17 protein-coding genes are annotated in these 20,338 nt (G+C 39.3%); 2 read left to right on the top strand and 15 right to left on the bottom strand.

Going from position 1 to position 20,338, the window contains the following annotated elements; translation table 11 throughout:
• Nucleotides 1–312 precede the first annotated feature (312 nt).
• The 6 genes from G593_RS0116655 to G593_RS0116630 form a co-directional block, all read right to left on the bottom strand.
• Nucleotides 313–1,419: a glycosyltransferase gene (locus G593_RS0116655; RefSeq protein ID WP_005342594.1), complete on the bottom strand. Its 1,107-nt coding sequence runs from the start codon at nt 1,417–1,419 to the stop codon at nt 313–315.
• Nucleotides 1,420–1,438: 19 nt separating this feature from the next.
• Entirely contained in the window at nt 1,439–1,993 is a 555-nt protein-coding gene (locus tag G593_RS0116650; RefSeq protein ID WP_029732420.1) for a VanZ family protein, read from the bottom strand.
• Nucleotides 1,994–2,219: 226 nt separating this feature from the next.
• Nucleotides 2,220–3,620 (bottom strand): DUF4340 domain-containing protein, encoded by a 1,401-nt coding sequence (locus tag G593_RS0116645; RefSeq protein ID WP_022278348.1) that lies wholly within the window; start codon nt 3,618–3,620, stop codon nt 2,220–2,222.
• Nucleotides 3,607–5,025: a GldG family protein gene (locus G593_RS0116640; RefSeq protein ID WP_029732419.1), complete on the bottom strand. Its 1,419-nt coding sequence runs from the start codon at nt 5,023–5,025 to the stop codon at nt 3,607–3,609. The genes G593_RS0116645 and G593_RS0116640 overlap by 14 nt, the downstream gene beginning before the upstream one ends.
• Nucleotides 5,025–5,888, bottom strand: a complete 864-nt coding sequence (locus G593_RS0116635) for an ABC transporter permease (protein ID WP_005342602.1) — start codon at nt 5,886–5,888, stop codon at nt 5,025–5,027. The genes G593_RS0116640 and G593_RS0116635 overlap by 1 nt, the downstream gene beginning before the upstream one ends.
• A complete protein-coding gene (locus G593_RS0116630; protein ID WP_005342603.1) occupies nt 5,885–6,985 on the bottom strand; it encodes an ABC transporter ATP-binding protein in 1,101 nt (366 codons plus the stop codon). The genes G593_RS0116635 and G593_RS0116630 overlap by 4 nt, the downstream gene beginning before the upstream one ends.
• Nucleotides 6,986–7,182: 197 nt before the next feature.
• Between G593_RS0116630 and G593_RS0116625 the strand changes: the two genes are divergently transcribed.
• Entirely contained in the window at nt 7,183–7,866 is a 684-nt protein-coding gene (locus tag G593_RS0116625) for a response regulator transcription factor (RefSeq protein WP_029732418.1), read from the top strand.
• A gap of 24 nt (nt 7,867–7,890) precedes the next feature.
• Nucleotides 7,891–8,961 (top strand): HAMP domain-containing sensor histidine kinase, encoded by a 1,071-nt coding sequence (locus G593_RS0116620; protein ID WP_029732417.1) that lies wholly within the window; start codon nt 7,891–7,893, stop codon nt 8,959–8,961.
• Between the two features lie 30 nt (nt 8,962–8,991).
• Here the strand turns inward: G593_RS0116620 and G593_RS20390 are convergent, their stop codons facing one another.
• The 9 genes from G593_RS20390 to G593_RS20580 form a co-directional block, all read right to left on the bottom strand.
• Nucleotides 8,992–9,147 carry a hypothetical protein gene (locus G593_RS20390; RefSeq protein ID WP_155961861.1) on the bottom strand — a complete coding sequence of 52 codons (156 nt, stop codon included), beginning with the start codon at nt 9,145–9,147 and terminating at the stop codon, nt 8,992–8,994.
• Between the two features lie 94 nt (nt 9,148–9,241).
• Entirely contained in the window at nt 9,242–10,087 is an 846-nt protein-coding gene (locus G593_RS0116610; protein WP_022278344.1) for a radical SAM protein, read from the bottom strand.
• The gene (locus tag G593_RS0116605; RefSeq protein WP_029732416.1) at nt 10,087–11,283 is read right to left on the bottom strand and encodes a M20 metallopeptidase family protein; all 1,197 of its coding nucleotides are present in this window, start codon (nt 11,281–11,283) and stop codon (nt 10,087–10,089) included. The genes G593_RS0116610 and G593_RS0116605 overlap by 1 nt, the downstream gene beginning before the upstream one ends.
• 13 nt (nt 11,284–11,296) lie before the next feature.
• The gene (locus G593_RS0116595; protein WP_242827125.1) at nt 11,297–12,616 is read right to left on the bottom strand and encodes a glycine/betaine/sarcosine/D-proline family reductase selenoprotein B; all 1,320 of its coding nucleotides are present in this window, start codon (nt 12,614–12,616) and stop codon (nt 11,297–11,299) included.
• A 3-nt stretch (nt 12,617–12,619) separates the two neighbouring features.
• A complete protein-coding gene (locus tag G593_RS0116590) occupies nt 12,620–13,900 on the bottom strand; it encodes a glycine/sarcosine/betaine reductase component B subunit (RefSeq protein WP_005342616.1) in 1,281 nt (426 codons plus the stop codon).
• A 333-nt stretch (nt 13,901–14,233) separates the two neighbouring features.
• Nucleotides 14,234–15,424: a site-specific integrase gene (locus G593_RS0116585; protein WP_029732389.1), complete on the bottom strand. Its 1,191-nt coding sequence runs from the start codon at nt 15,422–15,424 to the stop codon at nt 14,234–14,236.
• Nucleotides 15,425–15,505: 81 nt separating this feature from the next.
• Nucleotides 15,506–15,706, bottom strand: coding sequence for an excisionase (locus G593_RS0116580; RefSeq protein WP_029732388.1), 201 nt, complete (start codon nt 15,704–15,706; stop codon nt 15,506–15,508).
• 962 nt (nt 15,707–16,668) lie between these two features.
• Nucleotides 16,669–17,883 (bottom strand): XRE family transcriptional regulator, encoded by a 1,215-nt coding sequence (locus G593_RS0116570; RefSeq protein WP_029732386.1) that lies wholly within the window; start codon nt 17,881–17,883, stop codon nt 16,669–16,671.
• A gap of 455 nt (nt 17,884–18,338) precedes the next feature.
• Entirely contained in the window at nt 18,339–20,246 is a 1,908-nt protein-coding gene (locus tag G593_RS20580; protein ID WP_081646583.1) for an SHIRT domain-containing protein, read from the bottom strand.
• Between the last annotated feature and the right edge of the window lie 92 nt (nt 20,247–20,338).

The raw sequence follows: 20,338 nt of genomic DNA, 5'->3' as shown, positions 1-20,338 counted from the left end.
CGATCATCTCTGTCGTTCGAAACAGCTTATCTAGAATATCATTTCTATCGACATTTGTCAACAGGAAATTTCATTTATTTTTTTGCGTTCCCATGAGCTCTTAAGCACTTTCCAGTCTTGTCTCACGCGACAGCTTGTATAATATATCATGCCTGCCCAGAATTGTCAATATTGTTTTTATCATTTATTTTATTTGCACAATTTATACAATTTATTTTCCCATCTGAATCTAAAACCTCTTTTTTTCACAAATCAGAAGAGGTGATCAAAAAAAGGGCACCTTTGCCCGTTAGTTGGGACATAGCACTTTTATCAGTTTACTACACCCTCTATTATACTCTCTATCTTCTTTAATCTTCCTTCATACGTATCCTGTATACTACCTGCCTCAGATTTTTTCTTTAATTCTTCTAAGAATCCTGGTTCATCAAAGCATCTGGAAATTGCATGATACAATGTTTCTTTTCTATTTTCTACAATATATCCCCATTTTCCGTTACCGAGATTTTCCTTGATTCCGCTACAATCTGTAGATATAACCGGCACACCAAGTATAACCGCCTCACTGATTGCAAGGTTATATCCTTCATTCAAGGAAGAACAGACAAATAAGTCTGCATTTTTTATATATGGATATGGGTTCTCTTGAAATCCAATCAAATGCTCCCATTTTTCCAAATGATGAGACTCGACCATTTCTTTTAGACGGTCATATTCTTTTCCATCTCCTACTATATTAAGAGTAAAGTCTCTGCCATCTTCTACCATATGCTCACAGATACTGGTCAGACGAAGAAATCCTTTTTCCGGAATCACACGTCCCACTGCACAAATTGTAAATTTGTCATGTGCCACTTTATAGGCTTTTGCCATTCTGCGGATTGTCTTTGCTTCTAAAGGATTATAACAGACCGCTGCATTTTGAACTAATTCTATACCGAACATTTCTCCAAATGCGACGCGAATTGCCTCTGACACGAATACAATCTTATCGTACTGACTGTATGCATATATTTCTTCTTCAAAGCTTTTGTAAAATACCGCCGTGCGATGACGTTTTTTTAAGTTCGTATGCATCCACGCATATTTCCGACACATTGGATCATTGCAGTAAGATAGAATCTTCGTGGACGGTCCTTCCAGGAACGCAGCCATAACATCGTAAGATTCTTTTACATATTGTTCATATAGCTTAGCTGCATGCTCTCGTATTTCTTTTGTTGCTTCTTTACTTTTACATGGGAAAATATGCGTCACTCTCACATATTGAGGAATCTGTTCAAAGTAAATCCCTTCTCCAAACACGACCAGCAAATGTATCTCATACTTTTCCGGATCCAGATACCGCAACAATGTAAGCAGCACCTTTTCCGCCCCGCCATTATTTAATGTATTAATTGCAAATAAAACTTTTTTCATGAACCTCTCAAACTCTTTTCTATCTGTCTCTATGCCATATTGGTTTTCCCGCTAACAGATAAGCCACTAGATTTCCAAACATGCACCCCAGCATGCAGCCTATACTGTTATTCATAATATCATCGAACTCAAACAGCCCTCTTTTTAGAACAAGTTGCAATATCTCGATTCCGAGCGAAACCACTATTCCACATAACAATCCCTGCCACCAGCGGATCTTCTTGTCAAAGACAAATGGAAGTAATCCACCAAGCGGAAGTAACAACACAATATTTAAAATATCTTCTTTCAACATCTCTCTGCTGCCACGAAATACTGCCCTCCAGGACCAGAATAAATCAAGGTTATAATGATAATCTGTCTGTGGATTTCTTGTAAATACTGTCGATGCATATACAATCGCAAGAAATGTAAGAGCTGCGAGACATGCATATGCCTGAAAGCCTTTCATTTTGTCTCTTTTTACCAACTGCCGCAGGCAAAATGCTACGACTATAAACACAATAACAAAAAACAGGAACTCTCTTGCCGTCCATTCTCTGTTATGTGTAACTAATATCTGATAAATATCCAAATGACCGTCTCCTTTTTCAATAGGGACTAGAATAGCACATATATTTTTTCTTGTCTAGGGCAAAGCCTCTCTTATCACAGAATTTTAACATACACTTCTAACATACGAGTACAATTCAAGTCGAACTTCCGGCGGGATTACATAAATGTACAGGACCCTGGCAAGATTACTTCCACCAGGGTCCTGTACATTTATGTTCTACGCGCAGATTCAAGGGATACGACATTTACTTCAACACAATTGCATTCACTGCTTCCGTCAAATCTACGACCAGATCTCGTTTTACTAGTGATATGGATTTTCCGTCAATTGTCACAAGACAATTCGTTCCATCATATCGATATATTTTAACTTCTTTTTCCGGATATTTGTCATCTTTATAATGTAACGTAAAGCTGATTTCTTCTTTCTCAGAAGGTTCTTCACTTGTAAAGTCACTTGCTTTCAGCGCTTTAAGTGCATCTGTAAAGTCTGTTCCTTCAATTTCTTCTCCGTCATAAGTACTGACAACATCGCCCTTCTTCTCAGACAGATCAATGGTGTAATCTTTATCTTCCAGCGTCACTTTTACCCTGTCCACATCGGAAAGATCCGCTGTTACAACTGATTTATGTCTCAGCGAATCATAAGAACCATCTGTCACATTCTTATATTCGTCTTCTGTAATCTCGTAGATAATCTTGGAATCTCCGATTCTGACATAGGCTTTGTCGTCCTGTTTTGCACTGACATGAAGTATAAATGTTTTCTCACTGCTGCCTGCTTCTGAATCTTTACTGTCACCGGAATCCTCAGAAGAATCCTCGGACTTCGGTGTATATTTTACCTCCAGATTATACTGTGGTTCATCAAGTCCATATTTTACAAGTTCTTCATCTGTTGCATTATAAGTCACATACGTTCCAAGATTCAGCGCATTTACATTGTTCAGATAGGTCTTCACAAGATTCGTATCCAGCGGCTGTTCTTCTTTATCTTTGTTCACAAAATAAATGTCGTCTTCATTGTCAGAAAGACCATCATTTTCTTTGTATTTTGCATCCAAAGAAGTAGACCCGGAAACTTTAATTTCTGAAATCTTCTCCACCTGATTAAAGTTTGGAATCTCATCATTTTTCACAAGTGCGTCAATCGTCACATTAAAACTATCCATCGGATCATTTTTCACAAGGTACACATTTCCATCTCCGATTGAAACATAACGCTGAGAATCCATGGTACTATAATCACCCAGTGAGATTTCATAAGTCTCATCGTCCGTCTCCAATGTGATTGTACATTCTGGATCATCCAGACCGTACTGTCCATAATCGTCCACATCTTCAATCTCAAATGCCACTCCAAATTCTTTGAATAGTTTTAATCTCTCGGCAATCTTATCCTGATCTACCGGGAAGTTTGCATCATCGGTGTAAGTCCATGTACCATCCTTTTTTTCAAAGGCAAGGCTTCCCAAACTGCTCTTCCAGGAGATTTTATTCACAGAATCACTGTCCACTTCCAAAACCGTTTTGTCACTGTTTTTAATATTTTCTTTCTTTTCTTCTGTCTTGCTCAGAGCAAATGTGGCAATACATATCACCACTAAAACTCCAAGCAGGATATATAATTTTTTAGTTCGCTTCATTTGCCCGTCTCCTCTTCACAACAATCGCAATACCAACAGCCAGATAAACAATCGGGAATACTCCAATCATGACAAGCTTCAGAATTGATGAAGTAGAATCACTGATCGTCAGGTAATTGTACTGTAAGGATTTGCTTCTGATTGAAACTGCGTCACGCTGCCCTACCAGTGAGGATATAGAATTCATGACCAGATCCAGGTTTGCTCCGGAAGAATAACTGTTGTAAGTATCATCGACCAGATAAGAAGATGCATACCAGATCATCTGTCCATCATTTTCATCCTGTGTAATATCTACTCCTAACGAAAATGGTCCATCTGTATCCCCGTCTTCTTTATCATAAGTTGTCAGATTGTATCCTGCCGTCTTTGAATATGCCTCGTCTGATGTTGTGAGAAGCGATGTTACATTTACATCTTTATCCGTATTTCCAACCTCCAGTCCTCTTGCGATCGGTACGATTGCATAATAACTCTCATCCAGAAGCGGATCTGTAATGTCGCTGCTCTCAATGGTCGGCATCAGGATATACGGTGCCTGGAAAGCATAGTGATCATGGTCTGTATCAACAACAACTCCGTTATCAGATTTCACACCATAATCCGATAAAAGGCTATAAAGGTTCGGAAGGTCTCCACTCTCCACCGGTCCTGCCATAACAAGCAGCTTACCTCCGTTGTTAAAATAATCTTCCAGCATATTTTTTTCTTCCTCGGAAATATCACTGGACGGCGCATTTATTAACACAAAATCTGCATCGTCCGGAACTTCATTGGTTGTCAGAAGTGAAAATTTCTCAGTCTCAATATTTTCTTTTGTAAGCTGATTACTAAATGTTGTGGAAAGTTCTGCTTCGCCGTGTCCATTCAATATATACATCTTTGGCTGTTCGCTGTTCACTACATAATCAATCGCAGAAGTGATTGCTCCTTCTCCGTCAAATGAAGTCGTTCTGCTGTAGCCTGAATATGCGCTTCCACTGGTTACGTAGATGTCACTATATGCGATATAACGATTGCGATCCCCACACTCTACGATCAGACTGTTGTTGGCAACCTCATCACTTGTATATTTCTGGGTAAATGTCGGATAAATATCCGGATTCTTCTTTTTTATTTTGATATGATCAGATAATGTATCATATTTGTCCAAAAGCTTTTCAATGACATCGTCTTCTTTACCATTCTGTACGACCCAGTAAATCGTCACATCTTCTTTCAACGCATTTACAACAACTTTTGTGTTGCTTGTGATAGAATAAAGTTTCGTGGAACTGATATCAGACTGGGTTGCAGAAGACGGCAGCGCCTGGGCAAATATATTTACCACGACCAGAATTGCAAGCACAATTGTTGTCAATACAATAGAATAAGTACCGCCTTTTAAAGCTGTTTTGTTCTTCATTAGTTGTACCTCCTTTTCTCAAGTGACTGAACACAGAGGAACAAGAAGAATACAATGACAGACAGATAAAATACAATAGCTGTCATATCAAACACTCCATTTACAAATGTATAAAACCGTTCAAACAAGGACAACGTCTTCATAATATTCGGAAGCAGTCCTTCGAACACACTTTTCTTTGCAAAATAAATCACAGCAACTGCAATCAATAAAACTGCACCAACACCTGCCGCAACCGCATCATTTTTCGTCAGGATCTTAATAATCAGGCCGACAATCAAAATCAATACAACAAGTGCGATAATGGAACCTATCACACTGCTGGAAATGTAATCTGCCAAACTGACACTGTAATAATTGAACAATACAACTGCCACACAGATACCTGCTGCCATTCCAAGATTCTCTGTCAACGAAGAAATAAACATTCCTATCGCAATAAGTGCTGCACCCATAATAAAAAATGCGATCAAGCTTCCATACGATGTCAAAAGATAGACATCTCCAAACTTTGCAAAGATTAATGGATAAAAAGCAACAATTACTAGTGGAATTAAAAATACAACTAAAAGCGCAAGATATTTTCCAAGGATAATATCTGTCGTTGTAATCGGCAGCGAATAAAGAAGTTGGTCTGTTCTCTGTTTTCGCTCTTCTGCCAGAACTCTCATAGTCAGGATCGGCACTAATCCGACAAATATAAGGCTGATAAATCCAAGCACATATTCAAAGTTCGCAACTGCCTGCTGGATATTGTAGAGCATAGATCCGATTCCTACGAATACAAGAAGAAATGTTCCAAATACATATGCCGTCAATGAATGAAAATAACCGGACAGCTCATGTTTTAATACTGCTTTCACTCTGTTTTCTCCTCCTCTTCCTGTTTCTTTTTATTCCTGTATTCTTCCTCATCAGTCTCGTCTTTCTCAAGACCACCAATTTCTTCCAGACCACTGATTTCCATATTCTGAAGATCTGCTTTCACCTGTTCACTATCTTTTTCAGGAACATCTGCCGGGTCAGCAGCTTCTGTCAGCTCCAGGAAGATATCTTCCAAATTTGCTTTCTTGGAGGTCAGCTCGTAAAGCGCTTTTTCTCTCTTTGCAAATTCCATAGAAAGCTTACGGCTGATTCCACGGATATCATCAGAATCTGTCTTCATTGTCACACTTAAAAGGCCGTCTTGCGTCTCACGGTAAGACACCTCTGTAATTTCACCAAGTAAAGACTTCACTTCCTCTACTTCTTCCCGCGTTGCCTCTGTTGTAAACAAGATTTCGTTAGAACCTGCCAGCGACTTCTCTAAATGTTCCGGTTCATCAAATGCAATTAATTTCCCACCAGAAATAATCAACACTTTTTCACAGATTGCCTGCACCTCTGATAAAATATGGGAACTTAAAATAACTGTATGATTTTTTCCCAACTGCTTGATCAGATCACGGATCTCAATAATCTGAATCGGATCCAATCCTACGGTAGGCTCATCTAAAATAATAACTTTCGGATTTCCAAGAAGTGCCTGGGCAATCCCAACTCTCTGTCTGTACCCCTTCGACAACTTGGAAATCAGACGTTTTCTCACATTCTGGATTCTCGTTTGGGAAATGACACCCTCGATCTGACAATCCATTTCTTTTCCTTTTAATCCTTTCGCTTCTGCAACAAACTTAAGATATTCCTCTGGTGTCTCATTCGTATAAAGCGGTGGAATCTCCGGCAAATAGCCGATTGCTCTCTTAGCTTCTTTCGGCTCTTCAAAAATATCATGACCATCAATCGTGACCTGACCGGATGTCGCTGACAGACAGCCGGTAATGATATTCATAGTTGTAGACTTTCCGGCACCATTAGGTCCCAGAAAACCATAGACATGACCCTCATCAATCTCAAAGGACAAATCGTCTACTGCGGTAAATTCACCGTAACATTTTGTTAAATGTTTTACTGAAATCATCACAAACCTCCTACATTTTCTTCCAAGTCTTATTAAAGAAAATGAATCTAAACTCAAATTAAACTTTTGCATGTCCAAAAGTGAAAAGTTTGTGAAAATAGATTTTTAAATGAATTTTTGTGCTAAACTCTCTCATAGAATGAAAGAGTGGATAACATCACTGAAAAATTTATATCAGTTGAATTGGAGGCTTTTCTATGCTACAAATTTTGATTATTGATGATGACAAAAATATACGACGCTATTTAAAAGCAATTCTTCTGGCCGCCGGGTACACTCCAATCTGCACGGAAACAGCCAATGAGGCACTACATATTATGGAGACAAACAATATTGCACTCATCATTCTTGATATTATGCTCCCCGGAACAGACGGGTTTACATTCACAAAGCTTCTGCGCGATTGTAAAAATGATATCCCTATCTTGATGCATACTGCAAAGCAGCTTCCGGATGACATTAAAACAGGATTTCTTGCCGGCGCTGACGATTATATGACGAAACCGGCTGATGAGGATGTCCTTCTTCTTAGAATCAAAGCGCTTCTGCGACGGGCAAAAATCACTGCGGAACACCAGCTTCGCATTGGACATACTATACTAAATTATGATGCCCTGACCGTCACTACAGATAAGGATACCCAGCTGCTTCCTCAGAAAGAGTTCCTTCTATTATATAAGCTGCTTTCTTACCCAAACCAGATATTCACCCGCATGCAGCTTATGGACGATATCTGGGGCCCAGATTCTGATTCCGGCGATGCGACTGTCAGCGTACACATCAACCGTCTCCGGAACCGGTTCCAGAATTGTCATGATTTTTCCATCACAACAATTCGGGGGCTTGGATATAAAGCACAGGTGCAAGAGGCACTCATGTAAATGAAATATATGGAGATTAAAATAATGATGAAATACTTTACACATACAAATGCAGGCAAATTAAAACTAAATTTTCGAGCAAAAATGAACCTTCTTACAACCGGTTTAATCTTTGTCCTACTGTTATTATCCACATTTCTCGGAAACGGAGTTATGATCCTGCTCATCCATCATGGCTTCATCAATGCCGGACCACCGTCCTCACAGATTCCGCTTCTGATCCAGACCGGGATTATCAGTATTATCATTGGCACCTTGATCACACTTCTGATCAGCCACCTGCCGCTCAAACCTCTCCATACATTGGTCGAGGCTATTCATCAAGTATCCACAGGAAATTATGATGTTAAAATCCACTTGGAACACCCAGCAGAATTCCGAGAAGTATCTGATTGCTTTAATCACATGACCGAAGAATTGTCCTGTACAGAAATGTTACGCTCAGATTTTATCAACAACTTCTCTCACGAATTCAAGACCCCGATTGTCTCCGTTCTTGGATTCGCGAAATTATTAAAATCCGACCAACTCACAAAAGATCAACGCGAAGAATATCTGGACATTATTATAGAAGAGTCCAGGCGCTTATCAGAACTTTCCACGACCATACTTGACCTTTCCAGAATTGAAAGTCTCTCTTCCCTTTCCGGACAGACAACATTTTCCTTAAGCGAACAGATCCGGGAAGCAATTCTGTTATTGGAATATAAGTGGTCCCAAAAACATCTGAAGCTGGATCTTAATCTGGAAGAGTTGGACATCCTCGCTGATGAAGCACTGCTAAAACAGGTATGGATCAATCTTCTGGACAATGGAATTAAGTTTTCCCCAGAGTTTGGAAAATTATCTGTCTCTCTTCACACAAAAGATGGAACCTGCATCGTCAAAGTTCAGGATCACGGTCCCGGCATGGATCAGGCAACCTCTGATCTAATCTTTACCAAGTTCTATCAGGGCGATACTTCACACCAGTCGGAAGGCAATGGTCTGGGACTTGCACTTGTAAAGAAAATCATAGAGCTGCATCGCGGTACAGTCACCGTGGAAAGCAATACAGGAAAAGGCAGCACCTTCATTGTGGTGCTGCCTTTATAGCTTTTCTGTTCCCAAAATCTTTACTACCTTTTATCGGATATGCAAAACTCCTGAATGAGCCCCCACAATCCAATGCTCCAAAGTATTTCTTGAAACAATCCCTTCTATATTCTTTTTATATTTTGCCATCCCATATAATGAAACAAAAATCATGATTGCAAATAAAAATCTTGCACTTCCAAACATCTCTCCTTGCACCTCAAAGTACAAATATGCGGATACAAAAAATATGAAAATCACACAGCTACGGAACTTACTTTCTTGCCAGTCAGCTTCCGAGTTAGTTTTCAGTTCCTTTTGCTAATTCATTCATCCAGTTTATCATTTTTTCTTTATCATACGGCAGTTTACCTATGACTGTATATTTATTCAATACAGTTGTATCCGCAAATATGCAGTCTGACATTTTCAGATTCTCCAGTATTTTTTTTGCTTCCATCATACGGCTTCGTAAATCTAAAGGTACAAACAGACCTTGATTATATTGCTTATACAAATCTGTATCGTTCCAGATTTTTAATCCAATCATCCATATTCTTTCAGGTTGTATGACATTCAAAAATTTTGCAGTATCTTCCGCATGTTCTTCTGACATTTTTTTACCACCAAGTCCCGGAATTACCGTAACTGAATATGTAATTCCTGCCCTGTGTAATCGTTCGCAAGCTTCTATACCCTGTTCTGGTGTTACCCCTTTATTCATTTGTTTCAACACTTTTGCATTTCCAGACTCTATTCCAATATGCAAATGACAAATTCCTTTTTTTCGTAGTACAAGAAGCTCTCTCTCATCCTTTCTTAAAACATCATCAACCCTTGCATACATACTGATTTCATGAATCCATGGCATATAACGCTCTACATATCCAGTAATTGCCAATATTTTCCCCGTATCCATTACAAATGGATTTTCTCCCAGCAAAAAAATACGTCTTTTTGCTTTTGCATATGGTACGAGCATTTTTGCTTTTTTCTCTATTTCTTCAAGAGGAAATATATAAAAATCATCCTTTGTAAAATCACAAAATGCGCATTTATGCCAACTACATCCTAGCTCTGTTTCTAATAATGCGCTGTCCTTTTCCCAAAATGGACGATACACTTCTTTTTCTGTATATAATTCCACTATATATTTCCTCTTTTATAATTTTGAAGTATCTGTTTTGCTATTGAATTAAATCCAGCAACCCCTTCCCACAATACATCTTCATCTATATTGAAGCGTGAAGAATGATGTGGATAGTCTGTTCCTTTTTCTGTATTAGAAGAACTCAGATATAAAAAAGCCCCCGGAACTATATTTAAATAATTTGCAAAATCTTCACCTGCCATACATGGTGACTCCATATGCCGCTCCACATATTGAATTCCGAGAGTCCCTTCTATGGCATCTGCTGCCAAATCTGCCATATGTCTGTCATTTACGACCGGTGGTGCTCCCCATATAATTTGGAATTCGCATTCACCGCCAAAAGTCATAGCTGTCATATTTGCAATCTCTTCAATTCTTTTTGCCAGATATTGCCGTACACTTTCATCCACCGCACGAGTTGTTCCTTCCAGTATCACTGAATCCGGTATAACATTATACTGATTGCCACCTATAATCTTACCAATTGAAATCACACTGGCAATTGTTCCCATAAGTTCTCTTGTCTGAATAGCCTGTAGTGCTAATACAAGATGCGAAGCTATCTGAACCGGGTCAATCCCCTTTTCCGGATTTGATCCATGACAAGATTCTCCCTTTATTTTAATAATAAAATGATCATAAGAGGCCATACAGCAGCCTGAAGATATGATAAACTTTCCACAAGGAATTTCTTTTCCAAATAAAGTACCTATATGCAGTCCAAAAATCGCGTCGACATTTTTAACATATCCATCCTCAATAGCAATTTCTGCTCCTCTGGCTGTTTCTTCACCAGGCTGAAAAATTAATCTTACCACTCCATGCATAGAATCTTTCCACGTAAGAAGCATTCTTGCTGTCCCAAGCATAATTGCCATATGCGCATCATGCCCACAGGCATGCATATATCCCGGATATAGAGATTTATAATCAATATCTAATTCCTCTTCCAACTGCAAAGCATCCATGTCTGTGCGAAACGCAATTGTTTTTCCGGGATATGCACCCTCTATGGTTGCCATAATTCCACTGCCTCTTTCTGAACAGACATATGGTATGTTCAACGCATCTAATTCCTTTTTTATAAATTTTTCTGTCTCAGGAAGTTCCAGCCCTATTTCTGGAATCTTGTGCAAATCCCTTCTAATCCGCAACACATATGCTTGAATTCCACCATATTGCTGTAACATATCCGACTCCCCTTTATTCACAAATTAAAGCATGTTGTCCTTCTTCTGGCTTTTCTGTTAACATTTCCAATGCTTCTTCCACCATTTCTTTTCTATATTCAACTTCTTGCTCATGTGGAAGTGACGGATTACCAAATACATGAAGCACACTATTTCCTCGTAAAATTCGATGAGCACCGATTCCCTCAGAAATTTTGGTAAGATTTGTTACATGGATAATTGGGATTCCAGCTCTTTCAATTTCTTTTGTCATCACTGCACCGCAGCGAGAGCTGGTACCTCAAGTAGATGTCAGAATTGCAGCATCCACTCCATTTTCTTTCATGTCTTTTGCAATTCCTTCTCCAAATTTCTTTCCCATTTCCATCGGAGTCATAACTCCTGCTGTAGAATAAAACTTCTGATATACCTCTCCGATTTTACCTTCTTTCTTCAACTTCATAAGTGCATCCACCGGAACAAGACGGTTCGGATCAGCCAGTACAAATGCATTATTGTATCCCTGATGACTGACCTCATAATCTTTTGCATTCAGTGTATCCACTCCATGAGTGTCATATATCTTATAATATTTTGAATTTGTCGGAACCTGGTTATCCGGATTTCCCTTTGGCACAAGCCCTCCGTCAGTGACTACTGCTATTTTTATCTCATCTAATGGCTTATCCAGAACCGGAAGTGGTATATCTTCATGGTTCGGCATGATGACTTCTGTATAGAAGTTCTCGTGATGATACTTTTTAAGCAACATAGCTAACGCTCTCTTTGGTGCCGGAATTGTATAGTCGATTTCAATTTCCGGACCTGATCCATGATATCCTTCCTTCTTACCATCTCCAATAAAATCACCTTCTACAAGGCGTTTAGCAAAAACTGCAACCTGTTTTACAACCTGTCGCATCTTTGCAGCATTGTTTTCTGTCTGAAGAATATAGCACTGATCCTTGTAGAGATCTGTACCAGGATTTTCCGCATACAATGCAGTAACTGCTGGGATTTTCAATGTTCTTGTCACCGCAGAAGTCGCAGCACCACAACCGATTCCATATCTTCCTGCATTAAATCCAGGCCCTGCCACAAAAAGCTGTCCTTTATATTTTTTCACAGTGTCTATCAACTGCCTGCACACTTCGTCTGTATTCTCTGCTATATAATTATCTCCACAAATAAATGTAGCTACAATTTCATAATTTTCTCCTAGATTTTTGGCAAGAGCAAGTCCTGGTCCTACCGGTTCTTCTTTTATAACAATCCCAATACTAGCAGTGTCTTCTCCGCCATATCCACCATAAAACTGATTAATATAATGTACGACTCTGATTTTTTCTGTCATGATCTACGCCTCCTTTTCCGGTACTTCCGGCAAATCTGAATCTGTAGTTACATAACAGTCACCCAGTTGTGACCAAATTCCCTGATAAGCAAAATTCGTAGTATGTGTAAACGGCCCTCTCACATCTATTCCCATCAAACTAGGCACATTGGCCCCTTCTCCAATCACCCGTTCTACTCTCGGATGATGAAGGTCGTAATTTCGTCCACTGTTTATAACGGCATCAATCTTTGGATCTGATATGACAAGCATATCACCAGGTTTATCATTAGATACAGCAGACAAATTCATAACACATGTCATTCCCATTTTTTCTGCCCAGTTAAATGCAAGTGCACTGTCCAGCTGGCAATGTCCCATACCTGATTTATTTACAATAACGCAATCTGCTTTTAAAGTTTCTTTACACAAGGTAGCTGCCATCATACTCATTGCATCTTTTCCATCAATTTTCATAACATTGTTGTCCATAACAAAACCGACGAACTCAATGTCTTTTCCATGACGTTTCATCAATTCTTTGATATAGACTTCATTTTGAAGATAATAGTTCGGCTCCCAATATCTCCATACCATAGCTCCATCGAGCACTTCTGTTGGTTGAAGAATTGTTGGGAGAAATCCTAACGCGCTCTGCCCATATACAAGGAAATTCCAAGTATCATGAGAAGCCATATGCGTAACCAGATATGCTACCTTCGGAAGTGGTTTACCATCCGCTCCAAGACCTACCGGTCCCAGTTCATAAACCTCTGATTCATCCGGTTTCACAGCAATTGCCAGTTTTGCCAGATAAACGTTAATGCTTAACGATGCATATTTTAAAGCCTCTGCATAACTTGCATCACTGACCCCTTCTGCCGGAGTCGCATCTAAAATAATATGGTAATGTCTGGAAAAGTTAGAGTATTTTGCACATTCTCCTCCCATATCCAAATAATATTTGATGTTGCATTTTGCATAATAAATATCCGATACAACCACTCCTTTTAATGCAACGGTACGGCCTTCTCCCATAGGTGCAAGTTTTCCCCAGATTCCAGGATAAGATGTTTCTGGTGCATCTGCTTTACAACGCGGCTGCATTACGTCATGAATTCCCAGGATTCTGCAGCTTTCTCCTGGTACAGCCAGCTTAATATCCAGACTTCCGAACAATTCACTTTTTGCCTGATTTATAAGCTCTTCTTTGTTGACTGTCAATACACCTTCTGACAGTTCTGTTTTCTTTCCAAATTGAACCTTTTTGACACGAATGTAATCAATTTGTAACCTTTTACTCATGGCATTTTCTCCTTTCTCACATTGAGACGCTGCATTCTTCCATGCAGTGATACTTAGCCAAACTCTACTGTTGTATATATTTTATCTTTCTTTTTTTTCATTCTCAATTTACAGAAAAGTATTGTGTCTAATTCTATTACAAATATCATATATGTACCATTTTTTAGTAAAAATAGTATCAACTTTTTCTATATCTTCTTATAACTTCTCGAATTGCCGATATATCCTTATTTTATAAGGTTTGTCGGCTTTTTTCATTTCTTCAACCTACCGCAGAACTGGGTCTACACTACGCATATCTTCACTCTCAATCGTTGTACATTTCGTTGTAAATCACGCTATCATACTTCTCATTTCTTTGTTTGCTCCTACTTCTGACGCATGAGCGTATAAGTTAAGCGTTATTGATATGTTGGAATGTCCCATGATATACTGTAAATTCTTTGGGTTCATATTCTTTTGTGCTAATCTCGTACAAAATGTATGTCTTAGTGTATGTGGTGTAATATGTGGCAATGGAACATCATGTGTCTTGTTGTACTTCTTTATCATTCGTATCAATAAAGTTTTATAGGTTGCGTTATGTGCAGGACAACCATTCTCTAACAGAAACAGAAAGTGACGATAACCGTCAATCTCTTTTATCATAGGTTTCAGTTTCCTTTTTAACACTCTATGAAAGGCCTTTTCTGTTTCATCACTCATTGGCACTTTACGAATACCGCTTTTTGTCTTTGGCTCATTGATATAATAACCGTCTTTGTTTTTCAGTAACTGATGATTGATATTGATTGAATGATTTTCAAAATCTAAATCATGTTTTGTCAATCCACAGAATTCTGATATTCTTAGTCCTGTTTTTAACAGTATCAGTACATCATCATAATATCTCTGATAACAGTTATCCTGTGCTATGAAATCGAGTAATGCCTGCTCCTGTTCTTCACTTAATGCGACTTTCGTTTTGCTGTCATTTTCAATCACTTCACTTAGTGAAAAATCAAAAGGGTTCTTCCTTACATAATCATCATCAATCGCCATACAAAAGGACGCTTTTAATGAACGCTTATAGTTCTTGATTGTTCCAAAGGAAAAACCTTTCTGTTGCATACGGGTTGCCCATTCTCTAGCGTCTGACGGTTTAATAGTGTCAATACTCCTAGAACCTAGTATATCGTCCTCTAAGGCTTTCATAAGGTATTTTCTGCCGACTTCTGTATTCTTCGTTACATTTGGTCGCTGTGCATTCTTTTTAGCATATAACTGGCAAAGTGTCATTTTACCGCCCTGCGTGTCGATACCGTCATACAAATCTCTTTGTATGATACGCTCCTTTTCTCTTAACGACAAATCATCTCGTTTGCCTTTCGGTGTTCTATCTGTCGGTAATAATTTCCAAGCATACACATATTTTGTTTTACCCAATGCGTCTACATATTTGTAAGTGTATCTTCCGTCTGGTCTTTGACTTTCTCCTCTCTGTAATATTCTGTTTCTGTTATCTCGTCTTTTTAATGCTGACATCTTTCAGACTCCTTTCAAAGTATGAAAGAGCCTTGTATATACGACTTAATCAAATCATAACACGCACAAGGCTCTTTTGCATTAAATTTGTTCTAGTTTATCTATGACTTTTTCAAAATTCTTTTTCTTGATAAGCATACGGTTACCATTCATAACGACACATTCTCGTTTATGTTCATTGGCAATTTGACGCAATTTATTTTCGCCAATGCGGAAGTAACTAGACGCTTCTTCGATTGTCATAAGGTATCGTTCCCATAATGGCATACTTAAATCGTGCATAAATTCTCACTCCTTTCCGTAAAATGTTTTTTAAGCAATTCAACGGCTTTTGTCATAGCCCACAGGAGTTCCACCTCTGCATTATCCAATGTAGCCGTATCCATTGCGTGCGACACTCTGAACGCTCAAGCTGTGGCTGTACGGGAGTATCATTATCAGACAGAACAGGTCATGGCGATAAAAGAGGACAAGTCTTTTACATGAACACAAACAATAATCGCTCACTTTTGCAGGGGAAAGGTCATGGCGTATTTGTTTCAACGGCTCGCTGTCTGTCTAAGGTATTGAATTGCTTTATTCAGTTGTCAAAGAACACGAAAGAAGAAAATCATCTTTCCTATATACCGCGTTGAAAAATAGGGAAAGTGTAACCAATATTCAAAACTTTTTCTTTCTACACCATATAGGGAATGGAAAGTGCTAAATGCTAAGATGAAAATGAAATATTTTCTTCCTTTCACATCAACACTCAACGGCTACGGTCTGTTTGAATACAAAATCAAGAAATATAATAAATTTCTTCTTTCTTGCACCAACACTCGATACGAACAATGTTTTTGAATACAAATTAAAGAAAGTTTTTCTTCTTTACATACAACACTCTCCTGCAAAGTGTCTTTTGCTAACCAAAATAGAAAAATTTTTTACTTTTTTCTTCTTTCGCACCATATAAGGACGGCAAAGGTATATATAATGACCTTTTTGAAAATTTTTTCTTCCCTCGCTCCATATAGGGAACAGATAGGCGGTTTTGCTTCCATTTTTCAAAAATTTTTCCTCTTTCATCTCATATCTGTACAGCAGATGAGGTTTTTATGACTTAATTCGTAAATTTCTGTCCCTATATGCACATATCAGTACAGCAAAGACTGATTTGCTAAGCTAAACTGAAAAAAGTTGAAATTTCTTTCACACCATATCTGTACACGTTTTGATGTTCTGTTGCGGATTTTTCATGGAAATTAAAAAATACCGTCAGTTTCCTTTGAAACGGCGGTATCTATCCTTTCTTCTATGGTTGTCTTTTCAAGTTCCAGCAAGTGTCTGTGCTTGTCTTTCAGTTCGGTATGCTCCAGCATATCGTCCATTATGGTTGTATGGTTCATCTTATCCAGTTCCTGCACCATTTTAAGCGTAGGTGCTACCTGTCTTTGTAGCCAATGCAATGCTCTTTCCATTGTGAACGGTTCTGGCTGTGTGGTTAATCGAATGGGTTCTCGGTTATCTCCTACAAAATACGCCCACTCAGGATTGATTTTCCAGCGGTTCTTCGGCTTATCTTCTTCTGGGTCAACGAAACGGATATAATGATTGATGATAGAAAATGCTGTCCTCTCAGCGTCATAGTAAGTCAGCAAATCCACAACAGCCTTATAGGCTCTTTCATTCTTCATGCGGATTTCAAAACGGTTCTTGATTTCGCTGTCTTCAATGGCAATGCCTTTCTTGACGTATTGTTCCTTTGCCTTTTCATAAATGCAGAAATACAGCTCGCTTTGTGTTGAGCCGATATACATTGTATTTCCTGTGCTTTCGGGTATATCATCGCCATTCTTGTCCGTTCCGTCATATCGCTTTTGTCTGCGAAAGTAGGAGATACATTCTCCACGCTGATACTTTTCTATGAGCTTTGGAATATCCAGCACTCCAACTCTGTCATTTATCGCAAGGTCAAGACGCTTTATCACGCCGTCAGAAGTCAGACAGTCCATCATCAAATCAAACCAGCTTCTCTGCTGTGCCAGAAGATAGCCCTCAATCTGCCTGCACCCTTTGCCTTTCAGTTCCAGCAGAACACCCAATGATGGGTTGGAAGATACCAGCACGGTAATATCGCCTAAAATATACTGTTCTTCATAGCCGTAGCGTCCGTATTCTTCATGGAGCATGTGTCTGGGCTTGATATGCAGAATGTCCTTAATAACGGTCAACGGGTCTGTGGTAGGGAAACGGACACGGAAATAGTCAACCAGTATGAACATAGGCTCTAATGGATTTAATCGTTCCAACTGTTTCTGAATTTCCGCTTTCAGTTCTTCTGTCAATGGAAGTTTCCCCGTTTCAATGCGGTTATAATGTTCTCGACTGATACCGCAGGCAACGGCAAGTCTTTTTTGCGATACTCCGTATTCCTCACGCTTAAACTTTAATTCTTCAATAAATTTTTTATCATTCATTCTTCAATTCCTCCAATCAAAAAGGCAACTACCATGTACTGATAATTGCCTGCATTTCATTTCTGCAAAAGAAAAAGACAATCAACTTCTTATTTGAAATCAACTGTCTTTCCTATGCTATTTAATTTTTCAAAGTGATAATGGCATGATTTATATCACGCTGTGTAAAATGAGGTTTCGTCCTGTACTTACAGCGTTTTCCGCTTGCTAACGTCTATTGTTTCTTGTTTTTTATGCCCCCCTTGTTAGATAACGGGGGCTTATAAGGCTCGCTACGCTCGCCAGACCGCCGAAGTGAACCGCCCCCTCGCCAGCAAGCTGGCGTGGCGATATGTCTTGCGACCGCCACCGTGGGCGGCTCGCTCCGTCGGTTATCGTTTGCGTCCTTGAAAGCACGTTTCTAAAGCAGAGCAGAAGAAAAGGACAGAAACCTTTGTCCCTGTCCTTAATCATGCTTATCTGCTTCTTCTACGCTTGAAAATCAGTGCCGTTATCACTCCTGTAAGGGAAATGATGGTTGCCATGCTCCACAATAAGACATTCGTGCTATCGCCTGTCTTGACTGCCGTATCTGGCTTATCTGCCTTTGAAGCAGTGTTGTTCTTATCGTTGACGTTGTTATCGCCTTTGTCTGGCTTTGTCGGAGCAGTAGGCTGTTCTTCTTTATCTTTATCCTTGACCGTAATAGTTATGGTCTTAGTTACAGAAGCACCGTTGCTATCAGTTACCTTGTAAGTAACCGTATATGTACCAGCTTTTGAGGTATCTACTGTATTGTTGATAACCTCAATCTTATCCGTAAGGTCGCCGTCCTCTTTATCCAAAGCTGTTACACCTGCCATAACATCAAAACTGTCTCCAACGGTCAGCGTCTTATCTTCGGCTGTAATCACAGGAATATGGTTGATACCTCCTGCATTTTTCGCAAATGTCCATGTACCAGTAAAGGCAGTATCTGCTGTCAGCTTTTCGATTTCTTCTGGTGTCCAGCCCTCAAACAGCCATACGCCGTCGGTTGTTTCCACTCTGTCAGCTTTCAATGCTACTGGAACAACTTTCACACCATATACATAACTCGTTGCTTTTGGAAGCATGTCATTGACTTCTTTTGGAAGCTCCTTGTCGTCCGCTCCATTGATAAACTGGTAAGAAACAGTATATTTTTCATCATTGTCTGGTTTGTCGTTTCCATTTTCATCAACCGCCCATTGTGCGGAGTAAGTTACGGTCTGTGTTACTGTTTCTGTGACTTCTGGTGTCCAGCCTGTAAACACATAACCTGTACGTTTCGGCTCTCCATTAAATTTTGGTGTTTTAGTTCCTGATAACAGGTCGACATAGCTCTGGTCTTTGAAGATTTCTTCATTGTCCACACCGTCTGTATAGGTAACAGTGAATTTTTCTTCTTTGTCGTCAGGCGTGCCGTTGTTATTCTTGTCGTCCGCCCATGTAGCTGTATATACGGCAGTTCCTGCCACCTTGTTTGTTACTTCTGGGTTCCACCCTGTGAATACATAATCTTTACGCTCTAAACTTCCCTTAAACTTTGGCGTAACGTCGCCAATCTTTAAGTCAGAATATACTTCGTCCTTAAAAATTTCTTGCCCCTCTACACCGTCCGTATAGGTTACAGTATAAAGTTCATTTGTAAAGGTTACGTCGATAGTATGTGGTTCTCTTACATTTTCAAAAGTATAAGAGAAGTTGTCTTTTCCTACTGCGTTGGAAATGTCCTGCCCGTCTACTGAAACAGAAGCTATATCCTGTCCAGCGTCAGCGGTAATATCATATTGCTTGCTGTCGCCATAGTTTACTTCCGTAACGCCATTGTCTGTAATCGTTCCACCTGTGCCAGCAGTGGCATTGATTGTAGGATTGAAATTCGCATAAATATTATATATGATTTTATTTCCTACGGTTTCGCCTTTAGTAAGCAGGCGGTTGACAGAGATAGTCTGTCCTGTGCCATTATATGCACTGTTCCAATCAGAACCGTCGTTTGAGAAAGAATATCGTTTTCCCCAGCCATAATCAGTACGATTGCCTAAATCTTCTCCTTGATAGAGCTGTTCATATGTCCAGCCTTTCCATACCCAGCCGTCCGCAGGAGTTGCGGTATATTCTCTGTAACCGATACCCTGTGTAAAGGTTGTTTCCACCCCGTTGCTGTCTGTCAGTTCTGCCGTTCCACCATTTCTGGTAACATATGCATGGACTTCGGCATCTTTAACGATAGCCTGCATCTCGCTTACTTCCTCATAGCGGTCTGGAATATTGCTGTTAGCAAGAACAATCTGTGGCGTGATAGAAGCCAGCATAGACAGTGATAATACGACCGCTAATGCCTTTTTTGTTCTTTTCATTGCTTGTTCTCCTTTCTTGAATTTTATAGAGAACGATTAAAAGACTTTATTCCTCCCTCCTTTTTGTACTATTCTCAAAAAGTACACCTTTT

It is taken from the genome of Dorea sp. AGR2135 (assembly GCF_000420885.1).
In the GTDB taxonomy this organism is placed as follows: Bacteria; Bacillota; Clostridia; order Lachnospirales; family Lachnospiraceae; genus Dorea; species Dorea formicigenerans.
Note: the sequence above shows the minus strand (reverse complement) of the source record. Positions and strands in the feature narration are given on the sequence as shown.